This window comes from Micavibrio aeruginosavorus EPB (assembly GCF_000348745.1).
GTDB lineage: Bacteria > Pseudomonadota > Alphaproteobacteria > Micavibrionales > Micavibrionaceae > Micavibrio > Micavibrio aeruginosavorus_A.
Map to the genome: position 1 here is coordinate 1,312,121 of NC_020812.1, position 16,683 is coordinate 1,328,803.

17 protein-coding genes are annotated in these 16,683 nt (G+C 55.3%); 1 reads left to right on the plus strand and 16 read right to left on the minus strand.

Annotated features, from left to right (window positions below):
• Positions 1-60: 60 nt before the first annotated feature.
• From A11S_RS06100 to A11S_RS06160, 13 genes are all read right to left on the minus strand, one after another.
• A complete protein-coding gene (locus tag A11S_RS06100; RefSeq protein ID WP_015467624.1) occupies positions 61-741 on the minus strand; it encodes an ABC transporter ATP-binding protein in 681 nt (226 codons plus the stop codon).
• Complete coding sequence (locus tag A11S_RS06105) at positions 734-1,975, minus strand: lipoprotein-releasing ABC transporter permease subunit (RefSeq protein WP_015467625.1); 1,242 nt, start codon at positions 1,973-1,975, stop codon at positions 734-736. Before A11S_RS06105 ends, A11S_RS06100 begins: the two co-directional genes overlap by 8 nt.
• Before the next feature lie 27 nt (positions 1,976-2,002).
• Positions 2,003-2,605: a hypothetical protein gene (locus tag A11S_RS06110; protein WP_015467626.1), complete on the minus strand. Its 603-nt coding sequence runs from the start codon at positions 2,603-2,605 to the stop codon at positions 2,003-2,005.
• Between the two features lie 72 nt (positions 2,606-2,677).
• Entirely contained in the window at positions 2,678-4,165 is a 1,488-nt protein-coding gene (gene proS, locus A11S_RS06115) for a proline--tRNA ligase (protein ID WP_015467627.1), read from the minus strand.
• A 61-nt stretch (positions 4,166-4,226) separates the two neighbouring features.
• Complete coding sequence (locus A11S_RS06120; protein ID WP_015467628.1) at positions 4,227-5,177, minus strand: hypothetical protein; 951 nt, start codon at positions 5,175-5,177, stop codon at positions 4,227-4,229.
• A 15-nt stretch (positions 5,178-5,192) separates the two neighbouring features.
• Complete coding sequence (locus A11S_RS06125; RefSeq protein ID WP_015467629.1) at positions 5,193-5,444, minus strand: DUF1467 family protein; 252 nt, start codon at positions 5,442-5,444, stop codon at positions 5,193-5,195.
• Between the two features lie 44 nt (positions 5,445-5,488).
• Positions 5,489-7,198: a ribonuclease J gene (locus A11S_RS06130; protein ID WP_015467630.1), complete on the minus strand. Its 1,710-nt coding sequence runs from the start codon at positions 7,196-7,198 to the stop codon at positions 5,489-5,491.
• A gap of 40 nt (positions 7,199-7,238) precedes the next feature.
• On the minus strand, positions 7,239-7,973 hold the full coding sequence (locus A11S_RS06135; RefSeq protein ID WP_015467631.1) for a biotin--[acetyl-CoA-carboxylase] ligase: 735 nt from the start codon (positions 7,971-7,973) through the stop codon (positions 7,239-7,241).
• Between the two features lie 3 nt (positions 7,974-7,976).
• Positions 7,977-9,425, minus strand: coding sequence for an NADH-quinone oxidoreductase subunit NuoN (gene nuoN / locus A11S_RS06140; RefSeq protein ID WP_200860118.1), 1,449 nt, complete (start codon positions 9,423-9,425; stop codon positions 7,977-7,979).
• A 98-nt stretch (positions 9,426-9,523) separates the two neighbouring features.
• A complete protein-coding gene (locus A11S_RS06145; protein WP_015467633.1) occupies positions 9,524-11,062 on the minus strand; it encodes an NADH-quinone oxidoreductase subunit M in 1,539 nt (512 codons plus the stop codon).
• A 26-nt stretch (positions 11,063-11,088) separates the two neighbouring features.
• Positions 11,089-13,086 (minus strand): NADH-quinone oxidoreductase subunit L, encoded by a 1,998-nt coding sequence (gene nuoL, locus A11S_RS06150; protein WP_015467634.1) that lies wholly within the window; start codon positions 13,084-13,086, stop codon positions 11,089-11,091.
• A 6-nt stretch (positions 13,087-13,092) separates the two neighbouring features.
• On the minus strand, positions 13,093-13,401 hold the full coding sequence (gene nuoK / locus A11S_RS06155; protein ID WP_041803022.1) for an NADH-quinone oxidoreductase subunit NuoK: 309 nt from the start codon (positions 13,399-13,401) through the stop codon (positions 13,093-13,095).
• Between the two features lie 21 nt (positions 13,402-13,422).
• Complete coding sequence (locus A11S_RS06160) at positions 13,423-14,028, minus strand: NADH-quinone oxidoreductase subunit J (RefSeq protein WP_015467636.1); 606 nt, start codon at positions 14,026-14,028, stop codon at positions 13,423-13,425.
• A 215-nt stretch (positions 14,029-14,243) separates the two neighbouring features.
• On the opposite strand from A11S_RS06160, the gene A11S_RS06165 reads away from it, so the two are divergent.
• Positions 14,244-14,756: an acyloxyacyl hydrolase gene (locus tag A11S_RS06165; protein ID WP_015467637.1), complete on the plus strand. Its 513-nt coding sequence runs from the start codon at positions 14,244-14,246 to the stop codon at positions 14,754-14,756.
• A 59-nt stretch (positions 14,757-14,815) separates the two neighbouring features.
• Here the strand turns inward: A11S_RS06165 and A11S_RS06170 are convergent, their stop codons facing one another.
• The 3 genes from A11S_RS06170 to nuoI form a co-directional block, all read right to left on the minus strand.
• Positions 14,816-15,529 (minus strand): RluA family pseudouridine synthase, encoded by a 714-nt coding sequence (locus A11S_RS06170; RefSeq protein ID WP_015467638.1) that lies wholly within the window; start codon positions 15,527-15,529, stop codon positions 14,816-14,818.
• Positions 15,530-15,561: 32 nt separating this feature from the next.
• Positions 15,562-16,023 (minus strand): hypothetical protein, encoded by a 462-nt coding sequence (locus A11S_RS12055; protein ID WP_015467639.1) that lies wholly within the window; start codon positions 16,021-16,023, stop codon positions 15,562-15,564.
• Positions 16,024-16,186: 163 nt separating this feature from the next.
• Positions 16,187-16,672 (minus strand): NADH-quinone oxidoreductase subunit NuoI, encoded by a 486-nt coding sequence (gene nuoI / locus A11S_RS06180; protein ID WP_014102905.1) that lies wholly within the window; start codon positions 16,670-16,672, stop codon positions 16,187-16,189.
• Positions 16,673-16,683 lie beyond the last annotated feature (11 nt).

Consider the following 16,683-nt stretch of genomic DNA (forward strand, 5'->3'; position numbering starts at 1 on the left):
AAACCGAATTTATGGCGGATTTCCAAGGGCGAAAGCGATGGAATACACGGGTTTTAGCCCTTAACGAACTGTGATTTTTCCGTCTTTCAGCTCCAGCACCCGGTCCATACGTTTGGCCAGGTCCATATTGTGCGTGGCGATCAACGCCCCAATCCCGGCCGAACGGGTCAATTGGATCAGCATTTCAAACACATGGTCCGCCGTGTGCGGGTCCAAATTGCCCGTGGGTTCATCGGCCAGCAGGATACGCGGTTTATTGGCAATCGCGCGGGCAATGGCCACGCGTTGCTGTTCCCCGCCGGACAGGCGGGCCGGACGGTGATCCAACCGATGCGCCAGCCCCAGAGCGCCAAGCAATTTATCCGCCCGGGCCATGGCATCCGCGCGCGATTTCCCGGCAATCATCTGCGGGATCATCACGTTTTCACGCGCGCTGAACTCCGGTTGCAAATTGTGGAACTGGTACACAAAGCCGATTGAATCGCGGCGCAACGATGTGCGTGCGGAATCATTCAGGTCGCTGGCATCTTTATCGCCGACCATGATCGTGCCGCCCGTGGGCTTGTCCAGCAGACCAATCATTTGCAGCAAGGTCGACTTGCCCGCGCCCGATGGCCCCACCAAAGCGGCAATTTCGCCGCCGCGCAGTTGCAGATCGAGATCCTTGAGGATCGTCAGGCTTTGATCCGCCTGATGAAATGTTTTTTCGAGACCTTTAACGTCCAGCAGAATGTTACTCATAACGCAGAGCCTCCACCGGATCGAGACGTGCGGCGCGCCATGCCGGATACAATGTCGCCAGAATGGACAGGGTAAAGGCCATGGCAATCACGGCAATCACCTCGTTCCAGTCAATCACGGCGGGCAATTTCGACAGGAAATAGATTTCTTCGCTGAACAATTCCGTTCCGGTCAGGCCTTGCAAAAATTGGCGGATGGATTCGATATTCAGGGCAAAGGCAATTCCCAGTGCCGTTCCAACGAACGTCCCCACGACACCAATGCTGGCCCCGGTCAGGATGAAAATTTTCATCATACTGCGGCGCGTTGCCCCCATGGTGCGCATGATGGCGATATCCCGTCCCTTGTCCTTCACCAGCATGATCATGGATGAAATCACATTAAACGCGGCCACCAGAATGATCATGGTCAGGATCAGGAACATCACGTTCCGTTCCACCTGCAGCGCGTTCAGGAACGAACTGTTGTTATCGCGCCAGTCATAAACCCCGGCGACGCCATCGGTGATCAGGGAAATATCCTTCTTGACCGTATTCAAATGCTGCGGGTTCTTGGTGACGATTTCCAACGACGATACGGCCTTGCCCATCTGGTAAAAGGCCTGCGCGGCATCCAGCGGTACGAAAATGAAATTCGAGTCATATTCGTACATGCCGACATCAAAAATCATCGCAACGGTAAACGTCCGGCTGCTGGGCATACCGCCGAACGGTGTCACCTTGGCCTTGGGCGAAACCAGCGTAAACGTGCTGCCGATTTTCAAATTCAGCTTCTCGGACATCAGGCGGCCAATGGCGGCGCTGTATCCTGTAAAATCCGCCGGTTCGCCTTCGATGAAATGGTCGGACAAAACCGGCTTTTTCATCAGATCGTCACGGGTCATGCCACGGACCATCACACCGGTGGAATACCCGTTGATGGTCATCAGGGCCTGGCTCTCAATGATGCCGGAAACCGAAGTCACCCCCGGCACATCCCCGATCTGCAGCTTCATGATGCTGTAATCATCCAGCGGCGCGCTGAGGGAATAGACGTTGATATGGCCGTTCAGGCCCAGAATGCGGGTCACCAGTTCCTGCCGGAACCCGTTCATCACCGACATTACGATGATCAGCGTCGCAACGCCCAGCATGATGCCAGCAAACGAAAAACCGGCGATAACGGATACGAATCCTTCGGCTTTGCGCGCGCGCAAATATCGTCCGGCCACCATGCGTTCAAACGGAGAGAACATCGACTTCTTTACAACACCCGTACAAGGTTAAAAATCATTACGGGGCATATGCGCCCGCCAGTCCAGATCCGTCACGATATTCATGTGACGGTTTTGCATCAACGTAACACGGCCAATATGCCCCTGATCCAAACGGGGATGATTGGTGTCACCCCAAAACGCGGACCAGGCCTTGGCCTGTTCAATCTTCTTCGGCAACATGCGGTGCCCCATTAACGGATCATGGCGCGCGTTTTTCAACGCATCATCCATGGCGATAATGTTAAACAGCTTTGCCAGTTGCCGCGACTCAGCCTCCGCATTCGAACGAGCGCCCTCACGCGGCACAATGCCATGCTGGGCCATTTCCACCTGCAATGCGTGCCAATCAGTCAGAAAGGCCTGCATATACGGGCTGAAACCCGTTTTCACGTCTCCGGGTACACCGCCCATGTAAAGCCAGGCCAGGCTGGCTTTAATTTCGGCGTATCCGTCACCTTCGTGGAAGAATTCGGACAATGCGTTCATCACATCGTCCAAACGTTCCAACGATTGCGGATTGGTATAAATATGCCGCCCGACAATTTTTTCAAACGCGGCAACATCCTGGTTCCAATCCATATCCAGGAGCCATTTTTTATTCTGTCCCATGTCCCGTTCCCTGTTTTTATTTTTTTGTTTTTAAAGCCAGGGCGCTTTGAATTTTTAGAGATCAAAGCATCCCTAGTAGGATTTGCCGATCAGGACGGTTTTCCCTTCATCAGCAAATGGCAGGCATCGCGTAGTCAGCGACAAATCTTTCTTCAGGTCAGCCAGCCCGGCGTCATTGATAATCGACGACGGCGCACGCACGAAACCAAGGCCACCCCCTTCATAGAAGGAGCGGATATCGCCCAATGTTTGCACATCGGTAATATTGTCATTGGTGAATTTGCGGGCGCGGGCCAGCATATCGGCCTGCATCGTATCCAGAACGGATTGCAGCGTGCCGAAGAACTCTTCGACCTTCACCGTTTTCTTGGAATCCTTGCCCAGATCACGGCGAATGAAGGTCAATGTGCCCTCCTCCGCTTCGCGCTGGCCGATTTCGACACGGATTGGCACACCGCGTTTAATGCTGCCCCACATTTTATCGGGGGTGCGGGCATCGGAATTGTCGAAATGCACACGGAAACCGGCACGGCGCAGACCGTCGGTGATTTCCTTGCATCGTTCCATCACCATGGCGGCCCCGGCATCGTCGCGGACGATCGGGATAATGGTGACCTGGTGTGGCGCGATTTTCGGCGGCATGATCATGCCGTCATCATCACCATGCGTCATGATCAACCCACCGATGGAACGCGTGGAAAGACCCCATGACGTTGTGTAGGCATGGTGTTGTTGACCATCGCGGCCCTGGAATTGAATATTGCATGATTTGGCAAAATTCTGCCCCAGATCGTGCGACGTGCAGGCCTGCAACGCTTTACCATCCTGCATCATGGCTTCGATGGTGAAGGTGCGTACCGCGCCGGGGAAGCGTTCATCGGCGGTTTTTTCACCCATGATGCCCGGCATGGCCAGCCAGTTTTCATACAGTTCGTTATAAACGCGCAGCATCTTCATCGCATCGTCGTGCGCTTCCTCTGCCGTTTCAAAGGCGTTATGGCCTTCCTGCCACAGAAATTCGGATGTGCGCAGGAACAAACGCGTGCGCATTTCCCACCGCATGACGTTGCACCATTGGTTCAGCAGCAACGGCAGATCACGGTAAGACTGCACCCACCGCGACATCGCATCACCGATGATGGTTTCCGATGTCGGGCGAATAACGAACGGTTCTTCCAGTTCGGCGGACGGTGCCGGGATCAATTTCCCATCCGGGCCCGCTTCCAGACGGTGGTGCGTGACCACCGCGCATTCCTTGGCAAACCCTTCAACGTGTTCGGCTTCGCGGCTGATGAAGCTCAAAGGGATCAGCAACGGGAAGTAAGCGTTCTGCACACCTTCGGCCTTGATCATATCATCCAGCGCGCGCTGGATATTTTCCCACAGCGCAAAGCCGTAGGGTTTTATGATCATAGACCCGCGCACAGGCGAATTTTCCGCCATATCAGTCGCCTTGACGATCGCCTGATACCATTGCGGGAAATCTTCGGCCCGCGTGGGTGTAATGGCAGTTTTAACCTTCTGGCCCGAAGCAGATTGCTTCGCCTGAGCACCGGACATGGGCGTCCTTCCTTCTTCTTACTATCAAATGTCTAATATTCGCCCGAAACGGGCGGGTTGATTACAACCCGCCTGCGTTCGGTAATGTGTCACCTTCCGGACCACGCGGAGCCGGTGCCGGAGCGGGCGCCGGGGCTGGTGCAGGCGCAGGCATCGCCGCAGGTGGCGGAGCCATCTCTGCCTCTGGTGCAAGGATGGTGATATTTCCCTGCTCTGCCGGCGGTGCAGACAACGTTTCCGGGGCCTGCATTGCAGGGGCCAACGGCGCATCCGGAGCCGGAATGGTTTCAGCAGGAACAGGCAAGCTGCCTTCCGGCAACGGAGAAGCCGGCGGCGCGGACGGAACCTGTGCCGGGTCCATCATCTCACCGCTCATCTCATCACTGGTCACTGGAGCAGATTCAGGGGCCGGCACATCTTCAAAAGCCGGAGCCGTTTCCGTCGCCGGAGCAGGCGTTGATTCAACCACCGGGGCCGCTTGTTCTTCTACAACGGGGGTCGTTTCCTGAACAATCGGGGCCGGCTCTTCAACAACAGGCTCGGCAGTAACCGGCTCGGATTCAACAACCGGCGCCGCAACCTTCTTCACTTTTTTCTTCGGCGGCGCTTGTTCAACAACGGGCTTTTCACGGCACAGCGTGTTGGTCTGGGTCGTGATATCCATGCCGTTATACATCACGCGGCCATCGCGATAGATTTCAACCAATCCCGCATCGGCCTTCAACTCGGTACCGGCGGGCAGCATTTTTGACAAACGCTGTTCCAGATTGATCGACATCGGAACGCGGATCACCTCACCCATGCCCGGCATTTGCGGGGACAGGTCGGCAGGCGCAACAGATTTGCCATGGGCATCGACACCCGGTTTGTAATCTGCGGAACCATCGCCAACAAAACCGGCACGCGTACCGCAAACAATGCTGTCGTACGCGTTTGCGTTCGTAGCAAAAAATCCGATTGAACCCGCAACAATTGCGGCGGAAATCATCAATTTAAAAGTCATCGTTTTCATGGTGCCGGGCTCCCCTTACTGCATCTGGCTGGCGATATATCGATAATCTATTATCCCACTGTCAATCAACACATAAACGCAAATCCAGAGGAAGGCGGCTATGACCGTTGTGACAACGCATTTAATTCCCATATTGGCCGCAATCGGGGCGCTGGAGGCCATGCCCGGTTCCGGCCTGCGCGGCGGCTGGACTTTCCATGGCAAAACCACGAACAAAGTCACCCACCAAATCAGAAGATACACAACGATTCCGGTAAACCAGGTCATTGCAACCTCAATTCCATAATTTTGAAATGTTTAATCCGGATGGATCAAACACGAACAACGTGCACGGATGTTTTGGGCTTTAACCCCAGAATATCACTGATAAAACGGCGTGCAACGACCCGAACTTCTTCGGCGATGCTATCATCCGTCCTTTTTGCATCAATGTCCAGATCGACGAACAAATCCTCAATCTCGTCAACCAGGTCATGCTCCAGCTTCTTTTCCTCGGGGCTGTCATGGTCGATCAGGCCCATGGTCGACACCCGCGGATCGGAGATCAGATCACCCCGATCGTCAACAACCAGCGTCACATGCACCGTACCGGTAAATTGCAGTTTCCGGCGCGTGGCAATCGCCTGGTGGTCCGCCGGGATCAGGCGGGATGGTTCAACCGCCAGCGTGCCCGTGCGAACGTGATCGACAACCTCGGCCCCCTTTGGGTCCAGACGGATGACAGATCCGTTATTCGGCACAATCGCACTGGACACCTGTACGCCCAGAGCCAGCCGTGCCTGCGCCGCCAATTGCACGCGTTCACCGTGAACCGGAATGACGATCTTCGGGCGGACCCAACGATACATCTCCAAAATATCTTCGCGGTACGGGTGGCCGGAGACGTGGATCAGATGGTTCGTATCCATCGGGGTCACGATATGCACGCCTGTCGCGCTCAGGTTATTTTTGACGACGTTGATTTCTTCCTCGTTCCCCGGAATCGGGCGGGCAGAGAAAATCACCGTGTCGCCGCGATTAAAACGGATAAACGGGTGCTCGGCACGCGCAATGCGGGCCAGCATCGCACGGGCTTCGCCCTGCGATCCCGTCACGATCATCACCAGATTTTCGTCCGGGACGGAATCAATCTCATCCTCTTCCAAAAACGGGCGCACATCGTTCAGGTAACCACATTCGCGCGCCGCGCTGGTCATTCGGTGCAAGGACCGCCCCAACAGCGCGACAGACCGGCCATTGGCTTCTGCCGCTTTGCAGATGGAATGAACGCGGCCAATGTTGGATGCGAAAATCGTGATGGCAATACGCCCCTTCACTTCACCGAACAACGCGCTCAGGCCGCGCTGAACCTCCATTTCCGACAATGTATTGCCCGGAACTTCGGCGTTCGTGGAATCGCCGATATAGGCCAGAACCCCTTCATCGCCCAAACGTTTGAACGCGGCGGCATCGGTGTTGTCACCAATGACCGGTTCTGGATCGAGGTTCCAGTCACCACTATGCACGATATGGCCATGCGGCGATTTGATTGCAACGGCCACGGCCTGTGGGATGGAGTGCGCGACGTGGATAAATTCCATTTCAAACGGCGCAAGGTTCAGCATCTGCCCCGGCGACACCACATGAATTTTGGCATTGCTGCTGCCCGGCAGGTCGTTGAATTTCTGGCGCAGGACGCTGGCCGTAAACGCCGTGCAATAAATCGGGCACCGCAAACGCGACCACAGATGCGCGACGGCACCCACATGGTCTTCGTGCGCGTGCGTCACAATCAAGCCGACCAGATCATCGGCGCGCTCCGCAATAAATTCCGGATCGGGTAAAAGCAGATCAATGCCCGGGAAACGGTGCCCGGCAAAACCGATACCACAATCAATGGCCAGCCATTTGCCCTGATACCCGTATACGTTCAGGTTGACACCAAATTGCTCACTCCCCCCCAGCGGGATGAAGTGAACGAAATTCGGATCGATGGAAAAATCTGCGACGCTGCGCGTCTTTTTATTGTTCTTTTTTGTCATGGGGCGATTGTGCAGGTATTTGGCGGATTATCAATGTTTTTTAAGCGTTGTTTGGAAAATAGACCTCGCCCGCATGAACCGTTTGCACGGTTCCATCCGGGGTTTGGAGCAACAGGGCCCCGGTATCATCAATACCAAGGAATATGCCGGAGAGATCCCCGCCGTGCAGGCGCGCCGTAATCGGCGTGTTTAAACCGTGGGCCCGTGCCATCCACGTCTCTTTAACCCACGAAAACCCGTCGGTTTTCCAGCGTGTATAAAGGCGGCCCAGATGGTGCAGAACCCGGTCACGCACGGTGATGACATCCAGTTCATGCCCCGCCAATTGGGCCAGACCGATCCGATCCGCCGGGGCAGCGTTCACATTGATCCCCGTGCCGATAATCAGCGCATCAACGGTGCCCGTCGGGCCCAGATCGCTTTCCAGCAGGATGCCGGCACATTTCACACCATCGACCAGAACATCATTCGGCCATTTCAGGGTCAGGCCATCACCCTGCCCGGTCAATTCATCCGCCGCATCGGCCACGGCCAGCGCAACGACAAAGGCCATTTGCCCGGCCAGCGCAGGGGCGCAAGCCGGTTTCAACAAAATCGACATGTACAGATTGCCAACGGGTGATACCCATTGATTGCCCCGGCGTCCGCGGCCCGCGGTTTGCACCTCCGCCTGAACCACCAGCCCTTCGGATGCACCGACGGATAATTCCGCCCGCACAACATCCTGGGTTGATGGCAGACTGTCATAAACACGACAGTCCCAACGGATGGTCATGGCTTACAGGGCCTGCCCGAACAGGGCACTGGCCGCCGCACGCGTGGTTTCCACCAGCGTATCCGGCATCAAGACAAAACCGACCACCAGCGCAACACAAACGGTCAGAACCAGACGTTTGGTCGCGCCAATATCACCATCAAACGGATCGGCGGCTTCGTCAAAGAACATGACCTTGATCAAGCGCAGGTAATAGAACGCAGCCACAACCGATGCCACAACGCCCAGCACCGCCAGAACGTAGAACCCGGACGCCACAGCGGCCTTGAACACCAGAAACTTGCCAAAGAACCCGGCCAGAGGCGGAATACCGCTCATCGAGAACAGCAGCAAGGCCATGGCATAAGCCAGTGCCGGTTTATACCGGGACAACCCCGCCAGATCATTGATGGTTTCAACCGCAACATCATCACGGCGCATGACCAGAACGATCGCAAACACGCCCAGCGTCATCACCATGTAAATGGCGAGGTAGAACAGAACAGCGGCTACGCCCTCTTCCGTTCCGGCCAGCAGACCGAGCAGAACATAGCCCATGTTCCCGATCGAACTGTACGCCAGCAGGCGTTTAATGTTGTTCTGCGCCAGACCGGCCACAGCCCCGACCACCATACTGGCGGCGGACAGGATCCAGATGATCTGTTGCCAATCCGGCATCATCGCACCAAACGGACCAAACAGCAGACGGGTCAGCAAGGCCATGGCCGCAATTTTCGGCACAATGGCAAACAATGCCGTCACCGGGGTCGGAGCCCCTTCGTACACGTCCGGCGTCCACATGTGGAACGGAACGGCAGAGACCTTGAACGCCAAACCAACCAGAACGAACACCATGCCGACGATGGCCCCGGCGGTAATGCCGCCTTCGCTGGCATTGGCTTCGCCCAGAGTCGCGGCAATCGTATCAAAACTGAGCGACCCGGTATAACCGTAGATCAGCGAGATACCGAACAGCAGCATGCCCGACGCCAGCGCACCCAGGACGAAATACTTAATCCCGGCTTCGGCCGCGCGCGCATGGTCACGGCGGAACGCCGCCAGCACGTACAGGCTAAGTGATTGCAATTCGAGCGCGACATAGAGGGAGAGCATGTTATTCGCCGACACCATCAGCATCATGCCGAGGCCCGCAAACAACACCAGCACAGGGTATTCAAACCGCGCCATGCGTTCCTGGTACAGATACCGTACAGAAATCGCCAGCGCGCCGGACAAACCAGCCAGAATCAAGAATTTGGCAAAGATCGCGAAGCGGTCGGACACAAACATGCCATCAAACGCCAGCGCCCGGTCCCAATCCAGTCCCGTCAGGAACAAGGCCGTCACGATAAATGCCCCGATGGTGCCCCAGCACACAGCCCGCGTCCCGTCATTGCCGCGCAGGACGCCGAAGATCAACAGCATCATGCCCGCAACGGCCAGGAACATTTCCGGAATGGCCGCGCCAAACATGGACGATGTCACCAGATGCGTTTCCGCAATGGCCACAACATCGGCGGCCTTTTCGACAACCTGCTCTACGGCCTGTTCAACCGCAATTACTTCATTACTCATTGATTTTCTCCCGCAACAACGCTGCCGGTATTTGTGGTGGCCACATTTGTCGTCGTCAGCGCGGCTTCATACCGGCTGATCAAATTATCGACGGAGGGTTGAACCTTGTTCAAAACCATATTCGGGAACACGCCCAGCCAGATGGTCAGGATCGCCAGCGGCACCAGACAAACAATCTCACGCCAGTTCATGTCCAGCATTTCGGCCGCATCCTCGTTCACCTGCGGACCAAAGATCACGCGGCGATACAGGATCAGCATATAAGGCGCGCCCAAAATCAGACCCGTGGTCGCCAGCAACGCCACCAAAGTATCCACGCGGTACGCCCCCAGCAACGCCAGGAATTCCCCAACGAACCCGGATGTTCCTGGCAGACCAACAGACCCCAGCATAAAGATCATGAACACAACGGCGTATTTCGGCATGTTTTTAACCACGCCGCCATAACGGGAAATTTCCCGTGTGTGCAGCCGGTCATAAACGACACCAACGCAGAGGAACAGCGCGGCGGATACGATCCCGTGGCTGATCATCTGGAAGATACCGCCCTGAATCCCCTGCGCCGTCATGGTGAACAGACCGAGGGTCACATATCCCATGTGCGCAACGGATGAATAGGCAATCAGCTTCTTCATATCATCCTGCACCAACGCGACCAGCGAGGTGTAGATGATGGCGATGATCGACAGGCCGAAGACCATCGGAGCAAAGAATTCTGTCGCCTCCGGCAGCATCGGGATGGAGAATCGCAGGAAGCCGTACCCACCCATTTTCAGCAGGACACCGGCCAGAATGACCGAACCCGCCGTCGGCGCTTCAACGTGGGCATCCGGCAACCATGTATGGACCGGCCACATCGGCATCTTGACCGCGAAGCTGGCGAAGAAAGCCAGCCACAGCCAGAATTGGACATCACGCGGGAACCCATGCTCCATCAGGGTCGGAATATCGGTCGTGCCCGCTTGGAAATACATATACAGCAGGGCCACCAGCATCAAAACCGAGCCCAGCAGCGTGTAGAGGAAGAATTTATAAGCGGAATACACCCGGCGCTTGCCGCCCCAGATCCCGATAATCAGGAACATCGGGATCAGCACACCTTCGAAGAAGGCATAGAACAGCACAGCATCCAAAGCGCAGAACGTGCCGATCATAAAGGTTTCGAGCACGAGGAAGGCGACCATATATTCCTTCACCCGCGACGTGATCGATGTCCAGCTGGCCAGAATACAAATCGGGGTCAGAAACGCCGACAACACGACAAAGAACATGGACAAACCGTCAACGCCCATGTGGTACCCGATATTCAACCCCGGGAACCATGTCGATTTTTCAACGAACTGGTACGACGCCGTTGACCCGTCGAAATTGTTCATCATGTACAGGGACAGCGCAAAGGTGAACAGGCTGGTATACAGCGCCGCAAACCGCGCATTGCGCGCAACGACCAGCGCATCCCCCCGGATCGTCAGGATAAAGAGCGCCCCCACCAACGGCAGGAAGGTCAGAAGCGAAAGGATCGGAAAATCAATCATCTTAGATTACACCTTTATCCGGGTCTTTACTGTCCCATTGTCGCGCGGAAGACGAACCACGACACCAGGCCGATCAGTCCGATCATCATCACGAATGCGTATTGGAAGACATATCCGGTCTGGAACCGGCTCAGCACACCCGCGAAACGGGCATACACACTGGCCACGCCATCCGGGCCATAACCGTCGATGACCGCCTTGTCCCCTTTTTGCCAGAAGAACTGGCCCAAACGGAACGCGTTACGGGTGAACACGCGGTCATAGAGTTCATCAAAGAACCATTTGTTGTAGAACAACGCATGGATCGGTTTGAAAACCTTCACCATGACCGACGGCATTTTCGGCGCAAACATATAGAAGATGTAGGCCAGAATAATCCCGGCGCTGGCGACGAAGATCGGCAGCAATTTGACCCATGTTGGCACATGGTGCGCGGCCTCGACCGTGTCATTTTCCGGCAGGACGAAGATCGAGCTACCCCAGAAATGCATTTTGTCCCAAACATTGACCAACCCGGTCATGTTCAGAATATCGTTTGCATGACCCGCCGCGTTCGGTGAACCAACGAACCCGCCATAGAATACCGACCCCGCCAAAATCGCCCCGGCGGCCAGAACCGTCAGCGGCAACAGCATGATCAGCGGTGATTCATGGACATGGGCCATGACTTTTTCATCCGCGCGCGGTTTTCCGTGGAAGGTCATCAGGATCAAACGCCAGCTATAGAACGCGGTCAGCAACGCCGCCACGATCCCGAACCAGTACGCCATCGTCCCGAACCATGTGTGGTCGGCGAAGGCCGTTTCCAAAATCATGTCCTTGGAATAATACCCGGCAAAGAACGGCATCCCGGCCAACGCCAGCGACCCCACCCACATCAGGATATAGGTGGACGGAATCAGGTGCCAGATACCACCCATTTTGCGCATATCCTGTTCATCGGACATGGCATGGATCACCGAACCTGCACCCAGGAACAGCAAAGCCTTAAAGAACGCGTGGGTCGTCAAGTGGAACATGGCCGCCGGATAGGCCGAAACGCCCAGGGCAAAGAACATGTACCCCAGCTGGCTCATCGTCGAATAGGCGATCACGCGTTTAATATCGAACTGCGTCAAACCGATGGTGGCCGCGACCAGAGCCGTCACCGCACCAAAGATGCAAACAACCATCAACGCCGTCGGCGCATATTCGAAGACGGGCGAGAATCGGGACACCAGGAACACGCCCGCCGTCACCATCGTCGCCGCGTGAATCAGGGCGGATACAGGCGTCGGGCCCTCCATCGCATCGGGCAGCCAAGTGTGCAGCCCCAACTGCGCCGATTTACCGACCGCACCCATAAAGAGCAGCAGGCAGGCCAGCGTCAGGGCATGAACCTCATAGCCTAAGAACATGAACATCGTGTCCTTGTGCTGGGCCGCTTGGTCAAACACGCCTTGGAATTGCACGGTTCCAAACACCATGAAGATGGTGAAAATGCCCAGAGCCAGACCAAAGTCACCCACACGGTTCACCACAAACGCCTTCACGGCGGCCGCGTTGGCGGAATGTTTATGGTTCCAGAACCCGATCAGCAGATAAGACGCCAGACCGACGCCCTCCCAACCGAAGAACAGTTGGACCAGGTTATCGGCACTGACCAGCATCAGCATCGCAAAGGTAAACAGCGACAGATACGACATAAACCGCGCTTTGCACGGATCGTGGCTCATATACCCGACGGAATAAACGTGGACGCAGGCCGAAACAATGTTGATGACGCACATCATCACCACGGAAAGCTGGTCAAACCGCAACGCCCAATCAACCGTGAAATCACCCACGGTGATCCAGTTTTCAAGGCTGACCACATGCGGCTGTGATTGAATAATCACGCTGTAGAACAAGGAACATGACGCAACCGCCGCCATGATCAAACCGGTGCAGGTTACAAACTGCGCCCCCTTGTCACCGATCTGTTTCCCGAACAGAAAGGCGATAACGAACCCCAGAAGCGGCGCAAAAACGGCAATCAGTTCCATTTGCTTTTAGCCCTTAAGCGTAGAGATGTCCTCAACCGCGATGGTGCCGCGGTTGCGGAAGAACACGACCAGAATGGCCAGACCGATGGCGGCTTCCGCCGCGGCAACGGTCAGGATGAACATGGCGAAAACCTGCCCCGCCAAATCGCCCATCATGGATGAAAATGCGACAAAGTTGACATTCACCGCCAACAACATCAATTCAATCGACATCAGGATAACGATCACGTTTTTACGGTTCAGGAAAATCCCGAACACACCCAGCGTGAACAAGATGCCCGCCAGTGTCAGGTAATGGACCAAACCAATATTCAATAATGTTTCCATCATCATGGCTTAAACCCCCGTACCCGGCGTTACTTTTACAATTTCCATGGAATCATCGACGGTCCGCGCGTTTTGTGCGGCGATTTTCTGTTTCCGCACGCCCGGGCGAACACGGTGCGTCAGAACAATCGCACCAATCATCGCGACCAGCAGAACCAGGCCCGACATCTGGAACACCATGACATAGTTGGTGTAAAGGATATGGCCCAACGCTTCGGAGTTCGTGATTTCGCCCGCTTTATCAAACGGGTTGGCATGGTTGGCCTGCGGTGCCGCACCCCATGCCGTATACATCATCACCAATTCGGCCAGAAGAACGACGCCCAGCAACAAGCCCAGCGGAACATACTGCATCGCGCCCTTGCGTAGGTCGGAGAAGCTGATGTCCAGCATCATCACGACGAACAGGAACAAAACCGCGACCGCCCCGACATAAACAATCACCAAAATCATGGCGATAAATTCGGCCCCCAACAGGATGAACAATCCCGCCGCGTTGAAAAACGCGAGGATCAGGAACAGGACAGAATGCACAGGGTTGCGGGCCGTAATAACCATGATGGCGCTTAGGACCAGAACAGCGGCAAAAAGATAGAAGGCGAGAGCTTGAATCATGATGTATCAAACAGCACTTTTTTGTTTTGCACCAAACAGATGGACCCGTTTAGCGGCGTTGCCCCTTTCTAGTATGACCAGCGCCGCACCGCAAGGTCCGTATCTGTGCAAATCCACTAATATTTCTATTGATTTTTCCCCTCTGCCGGAGAAGAATGCGTTCAGACCCGCGTATGCTATTTCTTCTTTTTAATCAAATCACTAGGATAAAAACCGTGAAAAACCTCGTTTTGCCGCTCATGGCGCTCTGCGTATTCCTGACCACCGCCATGGCTGGCCCGTCCGCCCACGCCGGTGATTATGACAAGATCAGTCTGTCCGTCGGCTATTTTGACGTTTTCGACGATGAAGATGCCGTCGATATGCGTGCCGAATACCGCTGGGATTCGCCGTTGATCTGGCAGATCAAACCCTTCGCCGCCCTTGAATACACCACGGATGGCAGTGGTTGGGTTGGTGCCGGCGTTTATTATGACTATCACGTTGGTAACGGTTTTGTGATTACCCCCAGCTTTGCCCCGGGCCTGTACAACGATGGCGGCGGCAAGGATCTGGGTCACGTGATTGAATTCCGCAGCCAGATCGAAGTTGGTTATGAATTTGAAAACGCCTCCCGCGTCAGCGTTGGCCTGTCCCACCTGTCGAACGCCAGCCTGGACGACCACAACCCGGGTACGGAAGTGCTGAGCCTGTATTACCACATGCCCGTTGGCATGCTGTTCCCGTAAGCGGACCAGATATACGAATCAAAAAGGCGGCCAGGCAGGCCGCCTTTTTTCTTGGCCCGTTAAAAGGGGCATTCTGCAATAAATGTACATTCTTGCCCGGTGGAAGGATGAACAAACCGCAATTCTTCCGCATGCAATTGCAAACGGTCCGCCGCCGCCAAGGCATCGCCATCGGCATAAAACACATCGCCCAACATCGGATGACCAATGGCCCGCATATGAACGCGCAATTGATGGGTGCGGCCCGTGCGTGGGAATAATCGCACGCGCGTTGCGTTATCTTCACGCCCGATCACTTCCCAATCCGTTTGGGCCGGGCGACCATTTTCAAAATCAACACGGTGGCGCGGTTTGTTTTCAACATCACTGGCCAGCGGCAAATCAATATGACCGCCCTCGCCCTCCATCACCCCCCAGACGCGGGCGACATAGGTTTTCCGGGCTGTTTTGTTTTCAAATTGCGCCGCCACAAACGCATGCGCGCGTTTGTTTAACCCCATCACAACAACACCGGATGTATCGCGGTCAAGGCGATGAATAATCGATGCCTTTGGGAACAGCTTCTTAACACGCAGATCCAGACAATCCCACAAACGCGGATCCCTGCCCGCCACATGCAACAAACCGCTGGGCTTGTCCACGACCAGAAGGTCGTCATCCTGATACAGAATGACGATAGGATCGTTCGGCGGGTTATAAACCGGATCGTCGAGATCACCCGGATTTTCTGGCGGTTCGATTGACTGCATGTTCATGCCGTTAAAGTAAGGCATTTCACCTTACTCTGGCAATCTTTACAGACGGATTAAACCTTCGCTAGGCCACCATTCTCCATGGCATCTTCGATCTTTTCGCGAATTTTTTCCTCGATCTTCGCCCGTTCCTCAGGCGGCAGGCTGGCCAGCTCTTCCTCGGTCACACCCATGCCTTTTAACAACAAGGCGCGCATTTTTTCTTCGGTGGATTTGGACATGAAATCCAGAAACTCATCCACGGCGGCATCACCGCCAACTTCACTTTCGGTCTGTACGTTCTGGTTGGCGATGATTTGGGTTTGAACCAGTGTCTGGGCCGATGCCTGCCGCACTTCGGCGCTTTGACGCTCCGCGGCGGCGACAGAATCATCCGTGATGGCCTCTGCCGCGTCACTTGTTTTTGTGGGGTCGGTAAATACACCATCATTGCTGGCGCGACCAATTTTGACCTTGTCCGGATCAAACTGGAACGACCGCATGGAATCGATCAGGTTCCCGTATATGCTTGTCATGCTCATACCCCTCGGCAAAAATTGAATTGTGCCCGGGGTATTTGCAATTTTTATGCCATTCAAAAATTATTCCAACATCTTGATTTTCAATGACTGCATAAATCAAAACACCCCGGAAGAATCTTCCGGGGTGTTAAAATCTGCCGGGTCATGCGCCCCGTTATTAACGATACGGCGCATCCGCCGCCAGGTTTGCGGCGATCTGCGCTTCCCAACGGTCGCCGTTGGCCAACAAGCGATCCTTGTTGTAATACAGTTCTTCACGCGTTTCGGTGGCGAATTCGAAATTCGGCCCTTCAACAATCGCATCAACCGGGCATGCTTCGGCGCACAGGCCGCAATAAATGCACTTGGTCATGTCGATATCGTAACGCGTCGTGCGGCGGGAACCGTCATCGCGCGGTTCAGCTTCGATCGTAATGGCCAACGCCGGGCAAATCGCTTCGCACAATTTGCAGGCGATGCAACGTTCTTCCCCGTTCGGGTAACGACGCAGCGCGTGTTCACCACGGAAACGCGGGCTGATCGGGCCCTTTTCATACGGGTAGTTGATCGTCACCCGGGGCTTGAACATATATTTAAACGTCAGCGCCATGCCCTTGACGATTTCAGACAGCAGGAAACTGCGTGCGATATAATCGAGTGTCATACTCATTACCC